The sequence below is a fragment of the Corynebacterium marinum DSM 44953 genome, assembly GCF_000835165.1.
Classification (GTDB): domain Bacteria; phylum Actinomycetota; class Actinomycetes; order Mycobacteriales; family Mycobacteriaceae; genus Corynebacterium; species Corynebacterium marinum.
Window position 1 is genome coordinate 960,363 of sequence record NZ_CP007790.1, and the last position, 22,220, is coordinate 982,582.

Here is a 22,220-nt window from a genome sequence, read left to right on the forward strand (position 1 = left end):
TAAATGTGCATTAAATCGGAAAATGTGTTAGCCTCAACGCCTGGGTGTGGCCCGGTTCAGAGCTTTCAGTTATGAATAGCGGCCGCCGTGCACTTCAGATTTGGCGGGTAAGCGGCGGCCCCTCTGGTCCTTGTCCCGGTAGGGCGCGCAAGGTTGGTGCGCCCCGAAGGCCACGATATGTCCATGGACGAAAACACAATTGAAGAAGGTCGCGTATGGCGCGGCTCGGCGCCCCCGGCATGCCCGCCGGCTGGGCCCCTGCCCCGGAACGTCGACCTTCAGGGCCCGGGTAGCCGGGCCGGAAAGGCATGCTTGACTAAGCGTATTGCAATTATCGGGGCAGGTCCCAGCGGAATGGCGCAGCTGCGCGCCTTCGAATCCGCGGCGAAGAAGGGCCACGAGATGCCGGAGATCGTGTGCTACGAGAAGCAGGATGACTGGGGTGGTCAGTGGAACTTCACGTGGCGTAACGGAACCGACAAGTACGGCGAGCCCGTGCACTCCTCGATGTACCGCAATCTCTGGTCGAACGGCCCGAAGGAGGGTCTGGAGTTCGCAGAGTACACCTTCGACGAGCACTTCGGCCGCCCCATCTCCTCCTACCCGCCGCGCGAGGCGCTGTGGGACTACATTGACGGCCGCGCCCGGAAGTCCGACGTGAAGAAGTACGTCAAGTTCGCCCACGCCGTGCGTTGGGTCGACTTCGACGAAACCTCGAAGACCTTCACCGTCAACGTGGAGAACCTGCGCACCGGGGAGACCGAATCAGGCAAGTTCGACCACGTCATCGTGGGCACCGGCCACTTCACCTTCCCCAATGTGCCCGAGTTCGACGGCATGGAGACCTTCCCGGGTCAGATCATCCACGCCCATGAGTTCCGCGGCGCGGAGTCCCTGGCGGACAAGGACGTCCTGCTCATCGGCGCCAGCTACTCCGCGGAGGACATCGGCACCCAGGCCTACAAGATGGGTGCCCGCACCGTCACCTTCTCCTACCGCAGCGCGCCTATGGGTTACGAGTGGCCCGAGGGCATGGAGGAGCAGCCCCTGGTGGAGAAGTTCGACGGGTCCACCGCGTACTTCATCAACGGCCTGCAGCGCACGTTCGACGCCGTCATCCTGTGCACCGGTTACCAGCACCACTACCCGTTCCTGCCCAGCAACCTGGCGCTGAAGTCCCCGAACAACGTCTACCCGGCCAACCTGTACCGCGGCGTGGTCTGGGAGGGCAACAACCAGCTGTTCTACCTGGGCGCTCAGGACCAGTGGTTCACTTTCAACATGTTCGACGCCCAGGCCTGGTACGTCCGCGACCTCATCCTCGGCGAGCGTGAGCTGCCCTCCCGGGAGGAGCAGCGCACGTCCATCGACGCCTGGCTCGAGCGCTTCCACGCCCTGAAGGACTCCGACGACCAGATCGACTTCCAGGCCGACTACATCCGCGACCTCATCGAGCAGACCGACTACCCGATGTTCGACCTGGACACCGTCGCCGAGATCTTCAAGCGCTGGGGCCGCACAAAGAAGGAGGACATCCTCAACTACCGCGACGTCACGTACACCTCCGTGATGACGGGGACGAAAGCCGCCCAGCACCACACCCCGTGGATGCTCGAGATCGACGACTCCCTCGAGCGTTACCTGTCCACCCCGGAGGGCGACGAGGTCCGCGACATCTGGGAGGGCCGCGAGGCCGCTCAGCCCCGGTAGTTTGCTGCGCCCTCTTATCGACGCCCCCTTCTCCCTCACCGCAGATCGTTGCGGTGGGGGAGAAGGTTTTTCTAGGACATCAGACGTTTGTGAACCGTCTCAGCAACATTTTTTATTTTGTCGACGTACCCATCTCGCTGGTTTAGCTGGGTTCCCCGTACTCCGTCTTTGCCAACCAGTCCGGCAATTGGGGAATGGACATCCTGCGCTGTCGCCGGCATGGAGTGCATGTGAGGGATATGTCCGAGGAGGAACTCATCCTCTTTCTGACCCAAGCTACTGGCGATACGTTGAGCCTCTTCCGGGAAACGATCTCGGAATCGCTCGAAAGCGCCCACGAGCTGTTCGCCGCCGCCGGCCTTCTTCTTCATGTACTCAAGGGTGGTGTATCCGAGGTAATTGAGCTGACGGCCTTCATGACCGTGAAGGCGAAGGGTGCGGGATTTCTCTGCGAAGCTATTTGAATACTGTCTCCAAGCCGCGATGTTAGCTTCCTGCATTTCGCTGTATTCAGCGACCCAATTCTCGAACCAGCGGGAGAGGTTGTCAAAAGCGTGAAAGCTGAAGAGATCGGTAGCAGTTGGGGTAACGAAGGCGTCGCAACCCAACAAGACGGTTCGGTTGAAGGGACCCAGGCTCGGGCCGACATCAAACAGGATAATGTCGTAGCGATTTTGGTCCTCCATCGCGGTGGCTAGCTGGCCTGCCCAATGAACGCGTCGAAACGCAGCTGTCTCCCGGCCATGGGCAGATTGCCATGCATTGCTCATGACGTCCTCGATTTTGGACAAGGAAGGGTGCCCAGCCAGGACATCCACCTTGAAACGCTCGGATCGAACAGTGTGAATGTTCTTCTCGATCTCCGGCTCGCCCTCCAGCAGGGGGATAAAAAGCCCGTACACTGTGTTTGCCAGGGAACGCCGCAAAGCACTATCTGGGTCTCTGTCGGGAGCGTAGATCTGGGCGGTCTGGTCTTCGGTGAGCATCAGCTGCGTCGCGTTGCACTGTGGGTCGCAATCGACGTAGAGGACGCGGTAGCCACGCTCCGCGAAATCATGGGCGACATTCGTCGACAACGTTGTTTTACCGACGCCGCCCTTGTTGTTAAAGAAGCTCAGAGTGCGAATTTTAGAGGACATGACCTACCCTGGGGCGAAGTTATTTTACGTGTTTGAGAAAGCAAACCGACGCTCCAACTGTAACTGACGGCTTAGTAAGTCTCGTCGCCGGCGCTGGCAACTCAGAACTAAGCGTCCTCACCTCACCCCATTTCGCGGACCAAAGTGGATTCACGAGGCAGTGGAGGGGGCATTGTTGGTCAGATAATCGTAAAGGCTCTGCTCGACGGGGGTGAGCAGATCAAGATTCATCGTCACAACATTCAACATCTTACCGTCAGTGCCGGGCATCGTCTCGTCCTGCTGGTTGTGAGACTCGACTTTTCCCAAGTAATAAAAATCGTTCCCCTCAGCGTCATCCTTCTTAACGAAAAGGTGGAGGTCATCTTCATTGTTAATGATCGGCCGCAGTTCCGGGCTAATAAGGGTGCGTCTCGACCTGCTATACCAATGCATGGTTTGAGGACTAATGAACTCGTCGCCGTATTTAGTGCTTTCTGCTACATCTGCATGCTTGTGGTAAGTGACGAAGATTGGGCAGGTCGAAGTGATATTGTCCCGCTTGTATCCGTACAGAGTGCTTTCATGATTGCTCGGCCAGTTGAGAAGTCGGCAAACTTCACGCCGGGAGTACATTGACCCTTCCTTGAGATTTCCTGACCAATAACCCCTCTCGCGCGAGAGGAAAAGGCCAGTTTCGAGGATGTCATCCACGTGGCTCTTGAAGATCTCCGTGGGCATGCGGTCGTCGACTGATTCACTCTCATAGAGACGGCGGAAATCATCGCTGAGGCGGTATCCGCTCGCATCGGAGACTATGAGCGGGGAGCCCCCAAACTTCTTAACCTGGGCCTCGGTATAAAACGCTAGTGAAAGAACACGTTCGACAGATCGGAGTGTTAAGGCATCGGAGTTCACTCCCTTTGTATCAAGGAGGTTAACAAAATCCTCCCGGGACACGACCTCGTTAGCAGTGAGCTTCTGAAGCAAGAGGAGTTCATGAGGCCGTTTCCCGCTTAGTATCTCCGCCGAAAGGAATGTTAAGAAGGCTGCTTCTTCTGACGTGGGTGCTAGATCAACGAACTTGAGATCTTTCAGCAGTTGCCAATAACTCTTCGGCTTGGAAGTGTTGTCATAAGCCGATGCGAGGAGGACCGGATCGACCGTGTCGAAACGAGCGAAGTCAAAGAGCGTCGGTATCCGGCCCAAGCGGTTTATAAGCTGCTTGATATCGTTCTTGAAGATATGCTTCCCCACGAGACGCGCCTGGCTCAGCGATTCCAAAATTCTATTTTGAGAGATCTTATCGAAGTTCACGCTGGAAATGCCGGCGATGGTGTTTGTAGAGTTGCTTTCCAGTAGGTTCTTTCGAATCGAATCTTTATTCCGTGAGTTGTCACCGAAAAGTGCAACCGGAATGAGATAGTTGTTTGCATAGTTGCCGATGAAGTCAATGACCCGAAGGTGGTCTTTACCCGGCGTTTTTCGAAGGCCTCGACCAAGTTGCTGAGTGAAGATGATGCTGGATTGAGTCCTGCGAAGCATGACTACCTGGTTGACCGCTGGTATATCGATTCCCTCGTTAAAGATATCGACGGTCAGGATGTAATCGATCTCGCCGTTCTCAAGCTCCTCGATAACCAAGTCGCGTTTGTCAGCCGAATCCTCGCCGGTGAGCACCTTCGTCCGAAGCCGGCGATCGTTGAGGTAAGACTGATTGAACAAGCTAGAAAGTTCCTCGGCTTCGTCTTTCCGGCTGCAGAACATTAGCCCTTTCACATCAAGGGGGTGGCCGTACTGTCGAAGCATCTTGAGAATGTGCTTTACGCGCTCTTCGGCAATGAGTTTTCCCAGTTCAGCGAAATCGTCGATCGTCTCGTTTTCTGCGTTAACGAAGTCGGTTACACCGTAGTAGTGAAAAGGTGCGAGCATCTTTTCTTCGAGCGCCTCGTGCAGACGGATCTCGAAGGGAACGTTGTAATCGAAAAGCTCGAAAACGTTGAAACCATCAGTGCGTTCGGGCGTCGCGGTCAGGCCCAGAAGAAAGGACGGGGTGAAATGGTCGATGATTCTGCGATAGGTGTCAGCACCTGCGCGATGGACCTCATCGATGACGATGTAGTCGAAGGCGTCAGGGGGGAATGCCTCGAGAGCCGTTTCGCGAGACAGGGACTGCACTGTGGAAAAAAGGTACTTTCGATCCGTCTGACGCGTATTGCCGACGAGTTTTCCGAACTGGTTTGAATCTTTGTCCAGGACCCGTTGGAATTCGCTCCTAGCCTTATTAAGGATCTGTTCTCGGTGAGCGAGGAATAGGACCCGCTTTGGCTCTGCCGCACGAACAGCGAGGGCTGCGAGAATCGTCTTTCCGGTCCCCGTGGCGGAAATGATGACTGCTTTGTCTTCCCCCAGTTCTCGGCACTCGCGAAGTGCCTCGAGCGCTCGAGCCTGCATGTCGTTCGGATAGATCGGCCCCCCTGCAGGTGTTGTGACGGGAGAGTCTCCACCCGGGACGAGAACGGGGCGGAACGTGCGGTTCTTCTCGTAACGGGATATCCACTCTTCGGTGAGTTTGACGGATCGTCTCTTCTGCCGTTTAACTGCATCTTCCAGTTGCAGGGCGACGTCGCCGTCCGGGAAAGCAGAAAAGCGAAGGTTCCACTCTTGGTTAACCAGAAGAGCGTTGTCGGTGAGGTTTGAGCTTCCAACGATCGCTGTGATGCCGTCTTCACGGTGGAAGATGTATCCCTTGGCGTGGAATCCACGATCAACGTCTTCGTGGATGACGGTTCGAACGTTTTCAAGGAGCAGGAGCTCGTGGAATACAGCCGGGTCGTTGAAGTCTAGGTAGTTGGAGGTGATGATTTCTCCGGTTCCTTCGAACTGGAGAAGGGCCTCCTTCAGTAGTGCAAGGCCGCGGCTGCTGATAAACGCGACGGAAAATATGAAGTGACTGGCTCGAGACAGTTCCTGTCGAATCGCATGCAACATCTTCTCCTCATCGTTATTGGCGATGAGGAGCGGGTTTAAAAGCTGATCCGATCGGGTTCTGGCATCAAGAAACCCAAAAGCGGTGTCCTGTCCGAGCGGGGTGTTCAGGCGGTTCATCCGCCGAGCTGCGCGGCAATGATCTCGACCGCGGGAACGTCTGCGGGAGCCCAATTCAGCGTGTGTAGCTCAGCGGCCGGAATCCATCGAATCTCCTCGTGCTCGGTGAGCTGCGGATCCCCTTCGATGAGGGTGCAGAAGTAGGTAGAAAGAATGACGATGCCGAAGTCATACTCGTATTCAGTAGTAGTGATGTAGTCGCCGACGGCTGCCTGGCAGAGAAGTTCCTCTTTCAGTTCTCGAGCGAGTGATTCTTCGGGGGTTTCTCCGGCTTCAATCTTTCCACCGGGGAACTCCCAGAAACCGGGAAGCGCTTTATCCGGACCGCGCCGCGCTGCGAGGACCTTGTCGCCATCAGTCAGAACTGCCCCTGTCACGTTAATGCGCTTCTTCACCACTGCTCCTCGGCTCACACTGTTGGATCGGCTCATGCTAACACGGTGAGCAGGCCTTTCTTTCCGTATCACTTGTCCTGCCCCGCGCGTGGGTCGGTGATAAGCGTCTAGATACTTCAACCCCATCCTCCCGTAGTGCGCAGGAGAGAAGGGGGCGTCGAAAAGCAAGGCCCAGCCGCGGCGAATCCTTTAGGAAGATAGCCCCATCAACGACTGCTCGTACTTACGGTCGGACGCACAGCCGCCGTCGGTACGCTCAGCCCCCTTCAACCCGTTGAGGGTGCCCGCCGGTGGAGCAGGACATTCCGTAGTCACGGTTGGGGGTATTGGTGGTGTTGCCCTTGATCTGGGAGGGGGCCTCGTTGTTGATCGGATCGAAGTTGGCACTCGAGCCGTTGGCCACGTTGATGCCGTCGCCGGCATTGGCACTGATCTCGTTGTCGGAGACCTCCGCGGTGGAGGAGCGATCGACCTGGATGCCGTGGCCGGCATTGTTGGAGATGTCGTTGCCGGATATCCAGGCACCGGACCACTGCTTGACGATGATCCCGGGGCCCTGGTTGTCCTTGATGATGTCGGGCAGGTGTCCGCGGGTGGGGGCGGTGAACCCGATGCGGGCGTAGGAGTTCTCCTGAATGTTGATGCCGTAGCCGAGGTTGCCGGTGATGTTATTGCCGCCGATCTGCCCGGTGGGGTCCTTGTCCAGGTGGATTGCGCCGGCGCGGTCGATGATGGTGTTGTCGACAAGGGTGGCTGAAGCCGGGCCGGAGAGGTGCACGGCGTGGGCCCCGCCGGTGATCGTCAGTCCCTTGAGGGTCAGTCCCGTGCCCTCGACGAAGAAAGTGAAGAATGCGGGTCCGGTCGGTGGAATAGTTGACGGTCACAGGTAGGGGATACGGAAAAGGGCGCGTTCTCAACACCGCGATCACGGCCAGAAAGCTCCATATGTTCGAGAGCGTGTACTTGTCTGGTTGATCGCCTCGTTGAGATCGCGCCCTTTGGCTGCAGAGCCCGCAGTTCGAGGGCCTAAACCCGAGCCACCCCCTGCACCTTCGGCCTCCCCGTGGCGTAGTAGAGCGCCGTCATCAGCACCAGGAAGCCCACGCCGACGCCGAGCGCCAGGTGGTACTGGTCAAGCCAGGCCATGATGCCGAAGGTGAAGATGATGAAGGCGATAGCGAAGTACTGGCCGTAGGGCCAGAAAGGGACCGGGAACTTGAGCTCGGCCACTTCCACCGGACTCATGTGGCGTCGAGAAGCGACCTGCGCCAGCAGGATCATCAGCCACACGTAGATGGTGGCGAAGGTGGCCAGCGAGGCGACGATCTCGAAGACGCGGTCGGGCAGCATCGCGTTGAGGATGGTGCCCAGGACGAGGGTGAGCAGCAGGATGGCGGTGGTCATCACGGGGATGCCGCGCACGGTGCGGGCCATGGCGCGCGGAGCGAGGTTCTGCTTCGCCAGGCCGGTGAGTACGCGGCCGGCACCGAAGAGGTCGGCGTTGATGGCGGAGAGTGCGGCGGTGATGACCACGACGTTGAGCAGGGCTGCGGCCCAGTTGACGCCCAGGGTGTCGAAGATCTGGACGAAGGGGGACTCCTCACCGGTGATGGTGCGCCACGGGTTCAGCGCCAGGATGACCAGGATCGCGCCGACATAGAACAGCAGAATGCGGGCGGGGACGGTGTTCACGGCTTTGGGGATGGCCTTCTCCGGGTCCTCGGCCTCGACGCCTGCCACGCCGATGATCTCGGTTCCGCCGAAGGCGAAGAGCACGAGGATGAACGCGGCGATCATGCCCTCGACGCCGTTGGGGAGGAAACCGCCGTCGTTCCAGAGGTTGTCCAGGCCGACGTTCTGGGCGGAGTCGCCGAGGCCGAAGGTGAGGATGGCGGCGCCGCCGATGATCATGCCCACCACGGCCGTCACCTTGATGATGGTGAACACGAACTCCAGCTCGCCGAAGCTGTGTACGCTGGCCAGGTTCGCGGCGCCGACGATGAGCAGCGTCGCCGCCACCCACACCCACTGCTGCGTGTCCGGGAACCAGAAGCGCATGTAGATGGCGATGGCGGTGAGGTCCGCCAGACAGACGATCATCATCTCGAAGGCGAACATCCAGCCCGTGATGTAGCCGGCCCAGCCGCCGAGATGCGCACGGGTGTACTCGGCGAAGGAGCCGGTCACCGGCATGTGCACGGCCATCTCGCCGAGGGCGCGGAGCATGAAGTACACCACCGCGCCGCCGAGCAGGTACACCAGCAGCACGGAGGGGCCGGCCGCCTGGATCGCGCCGGCGGAGCCGTAGAACAGCCCCGTGCCGATCGCTGATCCCAGCGCGATGAAATGGATGTGCCGGGCTTTGAGGCCTTGTCGCTTGACGACGGTCGTGGACCTCGCCCCAGCGGGTCCGGCGGCGGGGACGGCAGTTGATTCGGTCACGGATGATCCTTTGCCGGAACAGGTGTCGGATACGGGGGATTTGCAGGTGACACCTTACGCCCGGACGAGGGTGGGGCGGAATCTGCCGGTGCGCGGGGACGATGGAGGGGGCGTCGATAAGCGGAATGCGACGTAGAACACCCCGGTGAGAATGGTGTTTCCTCTCGAGGTCGCGTACTCTGATCAGGCAATGAGCATCACCGATAACGCCACCGGCGGCGTAAATGAGCCGGATGACATGAATCTGTCGGAATTTCAGAAAAACCCGCAGGGTGACGCAGCGCAAGCTGTCTCCGCCTCCACCGGGCCGCTGACTGTCGAGGATCTGATTGATCCCGACGTCCCGGCTCAGGCGGATATGGACACCAGGGACGCGGATAATTCTGAGGCCGCCGACTCTGAGACCGAAAACAAGGTCCCGGACAACGCTGACAACGAAACTACTGCTGAAGCAGACAAGAAGAACGCCTCAGAGGATAAGACCGAGGGCAACGGGTTCGACAACCTGGGCCTGCCGGACGCCGTCCTCGCCGCGGTGAAGAAGGTGGGTTACGAAACCCCCTCCGCGATCCAGGCGCAGACCATCCCGGTCCTGATGCAGGGCAACGACGTCGTCGGCCTCGCGCAGACCGGCACCGGCAAGACGGCCGCATTCGCGCTGCCGATCCTCGCCCGCATCAACCCCAAGGAGCGCTCCCCCCAGGCGCTCGTGCTGGCCCCCACCCGCGAGCTCGCGCTCCAGGTGGCCGACTCCTTCCAGTCCTTCGCCGATCACCTCGGCGGGATCCAGGTGCTGCCGATCTACGGCGGCCAGGCCTACGGCATTCAGCTCTCGGGCCTGCGCCGCGGCGCCCAGATCATCGTGGGCACCCCGGGTCGAGTCATCGACCACCTGTCCAAGGGCACCCTGGACATCTCCAAGCTGCGCTTCCTCGTCCTCGATGAGGCCGACGAGATGCTCAACATGGGCTTCCAGGAGGATGTCGAGCGCATCCTCGAGGACACCCCGAACGACAAGCAGGTCGCGCTGTTCTCCGCGACGATGCCCAACGGCATCCGCAAGATCTCCAAGCAGTACCTCAACGAGCCGCGCGAGATCTCGGTCAAGTCCGAGACCCGTACCGCCACCAACATCACGCAGCGCTACATCAACGTCGCGCACCGCAACAAGTTGGACGCGATCACCCGCATCCTCGAGGTCACCGAGTTCGAGGCCATGATCGTCTTCGTGCGCACCAAGCACGAGACCGAGGAGATCGCCGAGAAGCTGCGCGCCCGTGGGTTCTCCGCGGCCGCCATCAACGGCGACATCGCGCAGAACCAGCGCGAGCGCACCGTCGATCAGCTCAAGAACGGCAAGCTGGACATCCTGGTCGCTACCGATGTCGCCGCCCGCGGCCTGGACGTCGACCGCATCAGCCACGTGCTGAACTTCGACATCCCGAACGACACCGAGTCCTACGTCCACCGCATCGGCCGCACCGGCCGCGCGGGCCGCAGCGGCGAGGCGATCCTCTTCGTCACCCCGCGCGAGCGCCGTATGCTCCGGGCCATCGAGCGCGCCACCAACGCGCCGCTGGCCGAGATGGAGCTGCCCTCCGTCGACGACGTCAACGAGGCCCGCAAGGAGAAGTTCGCCGACTCCATCACCGAGGCGCTCGAATCCAAGCAGCTGGATACGTTCCGCAAGCTGATTAAGCGTTACGCCGACGAGAAGGACGTCCCGCTGGAGGATATCGCCGCAGCCCTGGCCGCACAGGCCCAGGCCGGCGCCGACTTCCTCATGAAGGATCTCCCGCCGGAGCGCCGCCGCGAGCGCACCGACCGCTTCGAGCGCGAGGACCGTGGCGGCGACCGCCGCGGCGGCCGCTTCGAGGAGCGCGGCGAGCGCCGTGAGCGTGCCCCGCGTCCCGACCGTGACGGCGACTTCACCACCTACCGCCTCGCGGTGGGCAAGCGTCAGCACGTCCGCCCGGGTGCCATCGTCGGCGCCCTGGCCAACGAGGGTGGCCTGTCCAGCAAGGACTTCGGCCGCATCACCATCGCCGTCGACCACACCCTGGTCGAGCTGCCGAAGGACATGGACCCGTCCGTCCTGGACCGCCTGTCCGACACCCGGATCTCCGGTCAGCGCATCGACATCGAGCGTGACGCCGGTGCCGTGCACCCGCCGCGTGAAGAGCGCGGTGGTTTCCGTGGCGGCGATCGCGGCGGAGACCGTGGTGGTTTCCGTGGCGGCGATCGTGGCGGTGACCGTGGTGGTTTCCGTGGCGGCGATCGCGGCGGCTTCCGCGGCAACCGCGATGATCGCGGCGGTGACCGTGGTGGCTTCCGTGGCAACCGCGACGACCGTGGCGGTCGTGGCGGCGGCTGGCGCGACTAGTCCCACCTGACTCGACCCCCGTTTCCTTCCTGGTGGAGGAGACGGGGGTTTTGTCGTCCCGTTGTTCGACTCGGCGGGGGTCGGTGCCGGCCGGGTGTCGGGGGCGTGTGCTGGAATGGGCCCATGAATCTGCTGGACCATCTCCTGGAGGCCGCCCACGAGGTCGGCGGCATCGCGCAGCCGCGGCGGCGCGCCGCGGTAGAACGGTGGCTGCTCGAGTTCTCCGCCGTCAACGTCCAGCTCAACGCCCTCCAGGCGATGGTGGTGGCCGAGCAACTGGCGCGGCGCTACGGGTACTGGGCCATCATGGACGAGCGTTCCTGGGACCGGCTGGTCCGGGTTCCGCTGCGCACGGAACTCGAGTGGTCCTTCGGCGGGATGTGGCCGGCGGATTTCGCCCGCCCCCTCGCCGTGCCCGGCTCGCACGGGGACGAGGTGGCGCTCTTCCTGCCGGAGGACGTCCCGGGCGCAGCGCTGGATGAGCGGATCGAACCGGTGGAGCACCGCGAGGTCGGCCCGCCGGAGTTCGAGGTGCCCGAGTTCGAGGACTTCGCCGGCCACCTGGGGGAGCGCGAGCGGGCGATGCTGGGGAAGGTGGTCGAACTCCACGGCCTGGTGCGCTGGGACATCGACCTGCCGGAGGGAGTGGACTTCTTCCTGGATCTCAGCGACCCGGAGATGACGGAAACCTACGGCGGAGAGATCTATTTCCACCTCAACATCAGCCCACTGGCCGCCGAACCGGACATCATGGGCATGGTGCTGAGGATGACCGCCGAGCTGCTGCTCCTGTACATGGTCGGGGCGCTCGAGGATCCGGAGTGCGGGGAACCCGAGTGGGCCGACTGGGCCAGCCCCCTGGAGCTGGAGCTCGCCGTCTGGCTCGCCGCCCGGCGGCTGCGGCTGGACGTCCGGCCGGGGCGGGCGGCGGCGGGGTGGTTGATCTCACCGGAGCTCCCCGCCCCCGGTGAGCTGCGCTGGGCGCTGGTTTACGATGTGGCTGATGGGGTCGAGGGGGCGATGCTGGGGCACCGCTATCAGGTCAACGATTGACCCCGGGGGTGGGATAGGGCTCTTGTTCGGGGTAGGGCACATTCATGTCCCGGGCGCATGGTCCACTGGAATGAAGCAAGTTAACATGAGGAGTTTCCGGTGAATGTTTATGACGTGTTCCACGCGCAACTCAACCACTTCGTCCTGCCCGGGCAGCGGGTCCTCGTAAAGCGGTGGTTCGTGGATTTCCTCGTGGCCAACCCCCGCCTTCCCGCGTTTGCGGCGGCCCAGGCGGCAAGCCAGTTGCTCAGCCGGTGGGGGGCGGACGTTCTGACGGAGAGCCTCGGGGAGACCTGGACCACCCGTCCGCTTCCCGCCACACGCAGCGAATGGCAGGCCGACGGTTACCGGGTGCCCGATGACGCGCAGCCCCTGATGCTCTCGCATCTGGACGGCTCCCGGACGGAGATGTTCCTGCTTTTCGACGTCGAACTTGTCGACGAGCAGCTCGTGGGCACCATCGACCATCTCTCTCCGCGGGAACCGGCCGCCCCGTTCGGGCTGTCGCCTTCGTTGTCGGAGTTCTCCTTCCACCTGGGGGAACGGGAGCGGGTGGCGCTGTCGAATCTGTGGCGCATCTGCACCGTCCTCGAATGGTCCGCAGACGTAGATCCCGTTCGGGAGGGCCAGATCGAAAAGGCTGGCCGGCATCTGCGCTGCCGGCCGTGCTCGCAGCTGCGGAGCGAGGACGCCTGCTACCGCCTCCTCATCCACCCCGATGTCGGGCGATCCCGGGCCATGCCTCTGATCCTGGGCCTGATGGCGCGCCTGCTGGGCAGTTGGATCCAGGGGCGCCGTGAAGGAATCCCCCGGCGGAGCAACCCCGTCGAGCAGGTGTCGGATGCGGAAGTGGCCGTGGTGAGCCATATCGTCGGCCGGCGCCTGGGGCTGGGCGAACCACACGTTCGCGGGGCACCGGATGTGCCGGAGGACATTGACTGGGGAAGGGTGGTGGAGACCACCCAGGTCATGGAGGACCTGCTGGAGGGGAAGCAGAATCCGCTGCTGCCGGTCGGGACGACGGACGGGCAGACGCCGGTCACACCCCGTCTACTGGTGAAGGACCCGTACCGGGAGGTGGCCCGGGAGTTGAACGAGATAAGAGATGAGGGGGAGCGGCAGGTCGCGGAGCGCTGGCTCCTGGATTTCGTCGCCGGGAACGGCCGCTTCCCGGTGTCCACCGCGCTGGCACTGGGTAGCCAGCTCTACCACCGCTGGGGTGCGGACGTGGTCGGTGATCCCTCACGGCGTGACTGGTTGGACACCATCGAGCTGCGGTCGGTGGAGGAGTGGCGGGCCCGCGGTTGGGTGCCCCGCCCGGAGGCGGCGGAACTGCTGGTCCCGAGCGGGCAAGGACGGGAAGCCCACTACTTCCTGCGGGATGACGTCCTGGTGGCAGACCGTCTCGCCGCCCTCGAATCTGAGGCGGAGGCGGAACCGGACAACGTGGCGCTGTTTCGGCCGGGCCCCGCGGACGCGCCCGCACTGGCGGAGTTCGCGGAGCTCATTCCCTGGCGCGAGGTGGAGATGCTCCGAAACCTGTGGCGTTACCGGCTCGTGGTCAGCCTTCCCACCTCGGACCCGGGGGCAGCCGACCCGGACGTGACGCACCTGCGCTTCTCCGTCGACCAGGTTGAGGGCGAGAGCGTCACCGTCGGCCTGATCCGGATGATCGCCACCTCCGTCCTGACCCACGAGATGGGGACCGCCCCCGTCTGCGGATGGGAGGCCGCCCTGGTGGCGGAGGTGGCGGCCCGCCGCCTGGGGGTGGAGTACCACCCGGCTTCGCTCTTGGAGGAGGCCCTCACCCGCGAAGAGGGCATACAGTTCCGCTGGGACGTGATCTACCAGACGGCCGCGACGGTGGAGAGCATGCTCTCCGGGTTTCCCGGCTGAGGCACGAAAAATGCCCCACCGTGGCGGGGCTTCGGGAATGGGGCGGCAGTTCCTAGACGTACATGAGCACGAACATGATCAGCCACAGCAGGGAGAAGATGCCGCCGAACATGGACAGCTGCTTCTTCGTCTTGACCCACTCGCCGTCGGCGAGGGTGTCGGTCTCGGGGTCGTGGTCGGCGGCGTCGAGAAGCCCGAGCGAGCCCATCATCTTCTTCTGACGGGGGATGATGAGCACCAGCAGGATGATCCACGCGATGACCGCCAGGGCCAGGGCGACATGGAACTGGCCCTGGCTCCAGTACGCCGGGTTGGTGAACATGACGGACACTCCCAGCAGCGGGACGAGGGCGGCCAGCACACCGTAGGTGCTGGACAGCTTGTGCAGGACCTGGGCGGCTCCGGCTGCGCGAGGGTCACCTCCGCGGGCGTTCAGGGCCTGGACATGGAAAGTGGAGACGGCGAAGGTCACCGGTCCGATGAACAGCACGGCGGCGAGGACGTGCAGGGCGATCAGGATCGTGGTCATGCGGGGTGTCGTGGCCTTTCGGGCGGGCGGTGTCGGTCAATGGTCCACGGACCACCCTAACCAGTCCCCGGTGAAGTCGTTCATCCGGCAGGCCTGCCGCATGGCCCGGACATCCCCGGCCGGCAGCGGCAGCTCGTGGGTGACGGCCACGAGGGCCAGTCGGCGGGCGTACCAGCAGCGCGAACCCCGGTCGGTGGGCTGCCAGGCCGCGGGTAGGAGGTCGGATTTCTCACGGTTGGCGGCGCGGGAGGTGGCCACCAGGTTGACCGGGTCGTTGGCGAAGGCCGACCGGCGCCCCGGGGTCCACCCGTGCGCCCCCAGGTCCCACGCCGCGGAGAGCGGGAGGACATGGTCGATCTCCACTTCCCCGCGCAGGTCCAGCACCTCGCCGGTGTAGGGGTCGGAGACCGTGCCGGCGGTGACCCGGCAGTTCTCGAGGCGGCCGCCGGCCCGGGCGAGCGCGGCCTCGCGGACGGTGCAGTCCGCCTGCGGGGACCACCCAGGGCCGAAGGCGGCGCGGTCGTAACCCAGCACGCGGTGGCGCTGCGGCACCTGTTTGATGCGGGGGAGCAGGGCGTCGAGCGCCGGCAGTCCGGGATCGTCGCGGTGCGGGGACAGTGCCCCCGGCAGCGCCAGGGCAATGGTCGCGCAGATGAGCAGCAGCAGATAGATACGGAAAGGCCTCACACCAGTATTGGACTGGTGTGAGGCCTGTGCGGTTCCCGCGGGATCCGGGGCGGGATCAGACCCCGCTGCCCTTGACCTGGGCGGCGGCGGTCTCGATGTCCACGTCCTCGTCCTCCTTGAACACCTTCGACAGGCGGACCGCCTGGTCGAACTCGTCGGTGACCTCATCCTTCGGCGGGGAGGTCAGCAGAGTCACGGCGACCATGACCACGGCGGCGGCGATGAAGCCCGGGACCATCTCGTAGATGATGTCCGAACCGCCCAGGTTGCCCCAGGCGAAGACCACCACGGCGCCGGTGACCATGCCGGCGATGGCGCCGGGCGCGTTGAGGCGCTTCCAGTACATCGAGGCCAGGACCAGCGGACCGAAGGCGGAGCCGAAGCCCGCCCACGCGAAGCCCACCAGGCCCAGGATGGAGTCGGAGGGGTTGACGGCCAGCACGCCGCCGATGACAGCGACCGCGACGACGGCGGTGCGCGAGAGGTTGATCAGCACGTTCTCGCTGGGCAGCTGCTTGGCCACGATCTTGTACAGGTCCTCGATGAGGGAAGAGGACACGACCAGCAGCTGGGAGGACATGGTGGACATGATCGCCGCCAGGACGGCGGTGAGCACCAGCCCCGCGAGCAGCGGGTGGAAGAGGATGCGGCCCATGTCCAGGAAGATCGTCTCGAAGGCGAAGCGGTCGGTCACCGCGATGTCCGGGTTCTGGGAGAAGAAGACGGTGCCGATCAGCGCGGTGAAGGTGGCGCCGACGATGCACAGGAACATCCAGCCGATGCCGATCCAGCGGCCCTGCTTCGCCTCGGCGGGGCTGCGCAGCGCCATGAAGCGCACGAGGATGTGGGGCTGGCCGAAGTAGCCCAGGCCCCAGGCCAGGTTGCCGATGATGGCGGCCACGGAGACCCCCGCGATCATGTTGAAGTAGTCCGGGTTGCCCACGCCGTCGGTGTAGGGGCCGTAGTCGTTGCTGGCGGCCCAGGTCCAGATGTCGGAGGGGTTGTCCAGCGCGATCAGCGCCATGATCGGCACGACGATCAGCGAGGCGAACATGATCATGCCCTGCACGGCGTCGGTGTAGGACACGGCCAAGAAGCCGCCGATGAAGGTGTAGGCGACGGTCACCGCCGCGACGATGAGCAGGCCGTTGATGTACTCGCCGCCGAAGGTGGCCTCGAAGTAGCGGCCGCCGGCGACCATGCCGGAGGAGACGTAGAAGGTGAAGAAGAAGATGATGATCAACGCGGAGATCACGCGCAGCGCCCGCGAGCGGTCGCGCAGGCGGTTCTCGAAGAAACTCGGCATGGTGATCGAGTTGTTCGACACCTCCGAGTAGGAGCGCAGGCGCGGGGCGACCCATTTCCAGTTCGCCCACGCGCCGAGCAGCAGTCCGACGGCGATCCACAGTTCGGACAGGCCGGTGACGAACAGCGCGCCGGGCAGGCCCATGAGCAGCCAGCCGGACATGTCCGAGGCGCCGGCCGACATCGCGGCCACGAAGGGGTTGAGTCCGCGGCCGGCGAGGACGTAGTCGTCGTATTTATCGGTCTTGGTGTAGCTCCAGTAGCCGATGGCGAGCATCACGGCCATGTAGATAACGATGGCGGCGATGAACCAGGTTGTCTCTGACACGGGTCAGGTCCTTTCAATTCTGGGGTGCTGAACCGAAACGTAGGCGAAGGACGGGTGCGTCCCAAATCACAGATGACCCGATTCTACTGTGATTGCCGTCATATTATGGGGGTTTGCCCAGACCAGGCTGGACGTTCCATGTGTCTAACGAAAGGGTAACGATCAGCCCCAGATGGTAGAACTGTCCTTATGCCTTCGTTCCTCCTGCACGGTCTCTGGATGCCCTCCGGGCTGCATCTGTGGGTCGAGCAGGTCGAGGGACGCCGGGTGGTCCTGCCGTCCTCGGCGCCCGAGGACGCCTTCCCGCCCGCCGCCCGCTCGCTTCTCGACGACCGCTCCTACCGCCACCGCCTCGAGGTCGAACTGCGCACCCCGCGCGGCAGATCCGTGAAGCTGCGGATCCCCACCGCCGCGTACGCCCCCGAACAGGCCGTCGCGGTGCTCAGCCAGCTCTCCTTCCTCCTGCACCCCGGCGCCGCGGCGACGAAGGACCAGCGCGCGGCCATCGCGCCGGACCTGATGTGGTTGATCCAGATGAACACCGGGTTGACCCGGTTCGTCCGGGCCGGCCGGGTGGTGCCCAAACTCGTCTTCGAGGACGGACAGTGGTGGCCGCACTGGCAGCTGGCCTCCGGGCTGGGCGAGCGCGGCTGGCTCGCCGAGATGATCGCGGCCGCGCCCGGCATCCTCACCGCCAACAACCGTGCGCTGGAGGAGATCGCCGACCACCTCGTCCACTGGATCGCCTCCGGCCTGCTGGCCGATCTCGCGCAGTCGACCCGGCCCTACCCGTGGCACGACTTCGCCTCCTCCCTGATGAACTCCGCGCCTCTGCGCCGCGGCGGGCCCGGCCTGCTGCGGGCGATCAACGACTGGAAGGATTCGATCACCGCCGTCGACCTCCAGATGGTGCTCATCGTGGAGGAACCTCCGCGCGACGACCCCGCCTCCGAGGAAGGCGGCGACCCGGACGACGCCACCTGGCCCGTGCGGGTGCAGGTCCGTTCCGGCACCGACGCGCCGGTGCCGATCAGGGGCGAGGACCTGGACCGGTCGAGCGTCGAGAAGCTCCGGATGGCGCAGCGCCGGGCGGTCGGCGTCACCGACCTGCTCGACCCGGACCTGCGCACCCGGCGCGCCACGCGGGGGGAGGAACGCAACGGCGACTGGGACGTCTACCTCTCCACCAGCGAGATCGTCGACTTCATCGCCACGGCCGTGCCGAAACTGCAGTCCCAGGGCTTCACCGTCATGCTCCCCAAGGCGTGGTCGGCGTACGAGACGAAGGCCAGGCTGGAGACCTCCGAGCTCAAGGACCCGGCCGTCGGCGCCACCCAGTCCCACTTCGGGCTGGACAAACTCGTCGAGTACAACTGGCGGATGTCGGTCGGCGACATCGAGCTGACCGACGAGGAGATGGAGCAGCTCGTCAAGTCGAAGTCCGGGCTGATCAAACTGCGCGGCGAGTGGATCATGGCGGACACCTCCGCGCTGAGCAAGATCAACTCCTACATGGACCAGCTGGCGGAGACGTCGAGGAAGCGGCGCCGGAAGGAACTGGAGAAGGCCGCCGCGCTGGCCGAACGCGCCCGCGCCCAGGGCCAGCCGGGCTGGGAGGCACTCGTCGACGACGTGGAGCGCCGGCGCGAGGAGTTCAACCGCGAGGTCGCCGGCCCACAGGGCCTCGGCGAGGTCACCCTGGCGGAACTGCGCCAGCTCGCCCTGGAGTCGATGGCGGAGGAGCCGGTCGAGTTCACCGGCTCCACCTGGCACACCGCGCTGCTCGGCGGGACGGATGCGTTGGCCACGAAGGCCCCGCAGCGGGTGGACCTGCCCGACACCGTGCACGCCGAGCTGCGGGAATACCAGCGCCGCGGCGTGGACTGGCTGTACTGGATGTCACGCAACAACCTCGGCGCCGTGCTCGCGGACGACATGGGCCTGGGGAAAACCCTCCAGCTGCTCGCCCTTCTGGCCGTGGAACACGAGCGCGGCGAGGCGGCGGCACCCACCCTCGTCGTGGCGCCGACGTCGGTGGTGGGCAACTGGGCCCGCGAGGCGGACAAGTTCGTGCCCTCCCTGCGGGTGCTGGTCCACCACGGCTCGGACCGGCTCCGGGGTGAGGAGCTGGCCGCCCGGGTCGCGGAATCGGACCTGGTGGTCACCAGCTACGGCATCGTCGGCCGCGACTTCGACGAACTGGGGAAGATCCCCTGGGACCGGGTCGTGCTGGATGAGGCGCAGGCCATCAAGAACTCCGCCACCCGCGCCTCCCGCGCCGCGCGCTCCCTGCCCAGCCGGCACCGCGTCGCACTGACCGGCACCCCGGTGGAGAACCGCCTGTCGGAGATGCGTTCCATCCTCGACTTCTGCAACCCCGGCGTCCTCGGCTCGACGAGCTTCTTCCGCAACCACTTCGCCAAGGCCATCGAGCGCGAACACGACGAGGTGATGACCGAGCGGCTGCGCCTGCTCACCGCCCCCTTCATCCTCCGCCGCCTGAAGACGGACCCCACGATCATCGACGACCTGCCGGAGAAGAGCGAGCAGATCATCACCGTCGAGATGTCCGCAGAGCAGGCGGCCCTGTACAAGGCGCTGGTGGAGGACGTGCAGAAGCGCCTCGAACACCGCGAGGGCATCGCCCGCCGCGGCCTGGTGCTGGCGACCATCACGCGGATCAAGCAGATCTGCAACCACCCCGCGCAGTACCTCGGCGACGGCTCTCCCGTGACCATCAAGGGCCGGCACCGCTCCGGCAAGGTGGAGGAGCTCATGCGGCTGCTCGACGAGGCCACCGAAACCGACCAGCGCATGCTCATCTTCACCCAGTACAAGGCCTTCGGCGACATCCTCGTGCCCTACCTCTCGGAACGGCTCGGCGAGCGCGTGCCCTTCCTCCACGGCGGCGTGACCAAGACGGGCCGCGACACGATGGTCGCCCACTTCCAGTCCGGCGACGGCCCCCGCGCCATGATCCTCTCGCTCAAGGCGGGCGGCACCGGCCTCAACCTCACCGCCGCGAGCATGGTCGTCCACATGGACCGCTGGTGGAACCCGGCGGTGGAGAACCAGGCCACCGACCGTGCCTTCCGCATCGGGCAGCAGAAGGACGTGGCGGTGTACAAGATGATCACCGCCGGTACGCTGGAGGAATCCATCCAGGACATCCTCGACGGCAAGACCGAACTCGCCGGTGCCGTCATCGGCGAGGGCGAGGGCTGGATCACCGAACTGGGCCCGGAGCAGCTGGCCCAGCTCATGAGCTACCGCGGGAGGGAGAAGTAGATGCCTACGCGCCCCAGCGACGACAACGTCATCTACGCCAACTTCGGTGCCCGGACCCGCGTCAGCGGACCCGAGGAGGTCACCGCCCCGCCCGCCCGGCGCCGCGCGTCCCTGTCGCCAGCCGCGGAGATGCTCATCGACGTCGCCGCCTCCCGCGCCGACCGCGGCCGGATCACCCGGGGGCGGCAGTACGCGGAGGCCGGCCACGTGGTCTCCCTGGAGGTCCGCAACGGCCGGGCGCACGCCCAGGTCGCCGGCTCCCAGAACGACCCCTTCACCGTCACCGTCCAGCTGCCCTACCGCTCCGCCGACGACCTCGCGGTGGTCTCGGCGGAACTGGCGCGCACCCCCAACGGCATGCGCGCCGCGCGCCGCGGCGAGATCTCCGGGAACCTGCTGCGCGTGCTGCTCGCCGACGACGCCAACGACATCCGCCTCGTCTGCGACTGCCCCGACCCCGCGCCCGTGTGCAAGCACGAGGTCGCCGTCCTGGAGAAGCTCGCCGCCAAGATCGACGCCGACCCGTTGGCTCTGTTCACCTTCCGCGGCCTGGACCTGACCACCCTGGAACACGCTGTCATGGCGCAGGCCAAGGAGACCTCCCGCGAGTCCGAGACCGACCCCGAGCTCTTCTGGACGGGCCGCCAACTGCCCGACCTGCCCACCCCGCGGGTGTCCCCGGCGCTGGATGATTCGGACCTGGACCTGCTGCACAAGGCCATGCGCGCGATCTCCTACACCAACGTCGACCAGCTGCGCGCCGTCTCCGACATCGAAGACCTGTACGACCACCTGTGTCGGGATGCCGTGCTAGACAATGAGTCATGACCTCCACGACCTTCGTCCACACCTCTGACCTGCAGCTGGGAATGACCCGCTGGTTCCTCGATGCGGATGCCCAGGGGCGTTTCGACGACGCGCGGCTCCGCGCCGTCGACCGCCTCGGGGAGGTGGCCGCACAGCACGGCGCGGAATTCATCGTCGTGGCCGGGGACGTGTTCGAGCACAACTCGCTCTCCGACCGGGTGACCGGCCGGGCGCTGGAACGCTTGAGATCCCTGCCGGTGCCGGTGTACCTGCTGCCCGGAAACCACGACCCGCTGGTGGCGGACTCGATCTTCCGCCGCACCGACGGGGTGGCCGGCGTGCACGTCCTGGGGGGCGCCGCACCGGTCGAGGTGGCCCCGGGGGTGGAGATCGTCGCCGCCCCCCTGCTGGCCAAGCACGCCACCACCGACCTGGTGCGGGAGGCGCTCGAACCGCTGGCGCCGACCGACGGCGTCCGGATCCTCGTCGGCCACGGGCAGGCCGAATCCCGCTCCAACGAGGCCGCCCCGGACCTCATCGACCTGGCGTACCTGGAATCCCGGGTCGCCGACGGCACCGTGGACTACGCCGCGCTGGGCGACACCCACTCCGCGCAGCCGGTCGGGGACACCGGCCGCGTCTGGTACTCCGGCGCCCCCGAGAGCACCGACTTCCACGAGCCCGGCCTCGGCGACCTGGCCGGGGAGCACAACTCGGGCAACGCGCTGGTGGTCACGGTGTCCAAGACCGCGGCAGGGGACGCGGCGGTCGACGTCGCGGAGGTGACCGTGGGGGAGTGGACCTTCGAGGCCATCGACCGCGAGCTGGCCTCGGGGGACGACGTCGAGGAGTTCTTCGCCGCCCTGGACGCCTTCCCCCACAAGGACCGCACCGTGGTCAAGTACGGCCTGCGCGGCACCCTGAGCATGTCCGCCACCCGCCGCCTGGAAACCGGGCTCGCCGAACGCCGCCCCGTCTTCGCCGCCCTCTACGAACGGGAGCGGCTGACCGACCTGCACCTGGAACCGGGTGCCGAGGAGCTCGCCGCCCTCGGCGTCAGCGGTTTCGCCGCCGCCGCGCTCGGGGAGCTGGTGGAGGCCGCGGAGGCCGACCCCACCGCCCGCGACGCCGTCAACCTGTTCTTCCGCCTGTCGAAGGAGTCCTAGAGACC

15 protein-coding genes are annotated in these 22,220 nt (G+C 64.7%); 7 read left to right on the forward strand and 8 right to left on the reverse strand.

Going from position 1 to position 22,220, the window contains the following annotated elements; genetic code table 11:
• The first annotated feature begins 354 nt into the window (after nucleotides 1-354).
• Nucleotides 355-1,710, forward strand: coding sequence for an NAD(P)-binding domain-containing protein (locus tag B840_RS04690; RefSeq protein ID WP_042621176.1), 1,356 nt, complete (start codon nucleotides 355-357; stop codon nucleotides 1,708-1,710).
• A gap of 71 nt (nucleotides 1,711-1,781) precedes the next feature.
• Here B840_RS04690 and B840_RS04695 read toward each other — a convergent pair whose 3' ends face one another.
• The 5 genes from B840_RS04695 to B840_RS04715 form a co-directional block, all read right to left on the reverse strand.
• On the reverse strand, nucleotides 1,782-2,837 hold the full coding sequence (locus B840_RS04695; protein WP_042622528.1) for a ParA family protein: 1,056 nt from the start codon (nucleotides 2,835-2,837) through the stop codon (nucleotides 1,782-1,784).
• 162 nt (nucleotides 2,838-2,999) lie between these two features.
• Nucleotides 3,000-5,936, reverse strand: coding sequence for a DEAD/DEAH box helicase (locus B840_RS04700; protein WP_042621177.1), 2,937 nt, complete (start codon nucleotides 5,934-5,936; stop codon nucleotides 3,000-3,002).
• The gene (locus tag B840_RS04705; RefSeq protein WP_042621178.1) at nucleotides 5,933-6,331 is read right to left on the reverse strand and encodes a (deoxy)nucleoside triphosphate pyrophosphohydrolase; all 399 of its coding nucleotides are present in this window, start codon (nucleotides 6,329-6,331) and stop codon (nucleotides 5,933-5,935) included. The genes B840_RS04700 and B840_RS04705 overlap by 4 nt, the downstream gene beginning before the upstream one ends.
• Nucleotides 6,332-6,587: 256 nt before the next feature.
• Nucleotides 6,588-7,202: a right-handed parallel beta-helix repeat-containing protein gene (locus tag B840_RS04710; protein WP_268236876.1), complete on the reverse strand. Its 615-nt coding sequence runs from the start codon at nucleotides 7,200-7,202 to the stop codon at nucleotides 6,588-6,590.
• A 155-nt stretch (nucleotides 7,203-7,357) separates the two neighbouring features.
• On the reverse strand, nucleotides 7,358-8,773 hold the full coding sequence (locus B840_RS04715) for an amino acid permease (protein ID WP_084602794.1): 1,416 nt from the start codon (nucleotides 8,771-8,773) through the stop codon (nucleotides 7,358-7,360).
• Nucleotides 8,774-8,963: 190 nt separating this feature from the next.
• Between B840_RS04715 and B840_RS04720 the strand changes: the two genes are divergently transcribed.
• From B840_RS04720 to B840_RS04730, 3 genes are all read left to right on the forward strand, one after another.
• Nucleotides 8,964-11,156 carry a DEAD/DEAH box helicase gene (locus tag B840_RS04720; protein ID WP_042621180.1) on the forward strand — a complete coding sequence of 731 codons (2,193 nt, stop codon included), beginning with the start codon at nucleotides 8,964-8,966 and terminating at the stop codon, nucleotides 11,154-11,156.
• 123 nt (nucleotides 11,157-11,279) lie between these two features.
• A complete protein-coding gene (locus tag B840_RS04725) occupies nucleotides 11,280-12,209 on the forward strand; it encodes a hypothetical protein (RefSeq protein WP_042621181.1) in 930 nt (309 codons plus the stop codon).
• 99 nt (nucleotides 12,210-12,308) lie between these two features.
• A complete protein-coding gene (locus B840_RS04730) occupies nucleotides 12,309-14,105 on the forward strand; it encodes a hypothetical protein (protein WP_042621182.1) in 1,797 nt (598 codons plus the stop codon).
• 52 nt (nucleotides 14,106-14,157) lie between these two features.
• Here B840_RS04730 and B840_RS04735 read toward each other — a convergent pair whose 3' ends face one another.
• The 3 genes from B840_RS04735 to putP are packed head-to-tail and all read right to left on the reverse strand — an operon-like array spanning nucleotide 14,158 to nucleotide 16,954.
• A complete protein-coding gene (locus B840_RS04735; RefSeq protein ID WP_042621183.1) occupies nucleotides 14,158-14,634 on the reverse strand; it encodes a hypothetical protein in 477 nt (158 codons plus the stop codon).
• A gap of 36 nt (nucleotides 14,635-14,670) precedes the next feature.
• Nucleotides 14,671-15,321, reverse strand: a complete 651-nt coding sequence (locus B840_RS04740) for an HNH endonuclease family protein (protein WP_052491096.1) — start codon at nucleotides 15,319-15,321, stop codon at nucleotides 14,671-14,673.
• Between the two features lie 55 nt (nucleotides 15,322-15,376).
• The gene (gene putP / locus B840_RS04745; RefSeq protein WP_042621184.1) at nucleotides 15,377-16,954 is read right to left on the reverse strand and encodes a sodium/proline symporter PutP; all 1,578 of its coding nucleotides are present in this window, start codon (nucleotides 16,952-16,954) and stop codon (nucleotides 15,377-15,379) included.
• A 189-nt stretch (nucleotides 16,955-17,143) separates the two neighbouring features.
• On the opposite strand from putP, the gene B840_RS04750 reads away from it, so the two are divergent.
• Genes B840_RS04750 through B840_RS04760 form a run of 3 tightly spaced genes read left to right on the forward strand, consistent with a single transcriptional unit; the run spans nucleotide 17,144 to nucleotide 22,215 of the window.
• Nucleotides 17,144-20,242, forward strand: coding sequence for a DEAD/DEAH box helicase (locus tag B840_RS04750; protein WP_042621185.1), 3,099 nt, complete (start codon nucleotides 17,144-17,146; stop codon nucleotides 20,240-20,242).
• On the forward strand, nucleotides 20,243-21,070 hold the full coding sequence (locus tag B840_RS04755; protein WP_042621186.1) for an SWIM zinc finger family protein: 828 nt from the start codon (nucleotides 20,243-20,245) through the stop codon (nucleotides 21,068-21,070). It abuts the gene before it with no gap.
• Nucleotides 21,067-22,215: a metallophosphoesterase family protein gene (locus tag B840_RS04760; protein ID WP_042621187.1), complete on the forward strand. Its 1,149-nt coding sequence runs from the start codon at nucleotides 21,067-21,069 to the stop codon at nucleotides 22,213-22,215. Before B840_RS04755 ends, B840_RS04760 begins: the two co-directional genes overlap by 4 nt.
• Nucleotides 22,216-22,220 lie beyond the last annotated feature (5 nt).

What these genes read in the sequence shown, in the direction of transcription:
- B840_RS04690 (WP_042621176.1), top strand. Translation starts at nt 355, where the DNA reads ATGGCGCAGCTGCGCGCCTTCGAATCCGCGGCGAAGAAGGGCCACGAG.
- B840_RS04700 (WP_042621177.1), bottom strand. Translation starts at nt 5,936, where the DNA reads ATGAACCGCCTGAACACCCCGCTCGGACAGGACACCGCTTTTGGGTTT.
- B840_RS04720 (WP_042621180.1), top strand. Translation starts at nt 8,964, where the DNA reads ATGAGCATCACCGATAACGCCACCGGCGGCGTAAATGAGCCGGATGAC.
- B840_RS04725 (WP_042621181.1), top strand. Translation starts at nt 11,280, where the DNA reads ATGAATCTGCTGGACCATCTCCTGGAGGCCGCCCACGAGGTCGGCGGC.
- B840_RS04735 (WP_042621183.1), bottom strand. Translation starts at nt 14,634, where the DNA reads ATGACCACGATCCTGATCGCCCTGCACGTCCTCGCCGCCGTGCTGTTC.
- B840_RS04750 (WP_042621185.1), top strand. Translation starts at nt 17,144, where the DNA reads ATGCCTTCGTTCCTCCTGCACGGTCTCTGGATGCCCTCCGGGCTGCAT.
- B840_RS04755 (WP_042621186.1), top strand. Translation starts at nt 20,243, where the DNA reads ATGCCTACGCGCCCCAGCGACGACAACGTCATCTACGCCAACTTCGGT.
- B840_RS04760 (WP_042621187.1), top strand. Translation starts at nt 21,067, where the DNA reads ATGACCTCCACGACCTTCGTCCACACCTCTGACCTGCAGCTGGGAATG.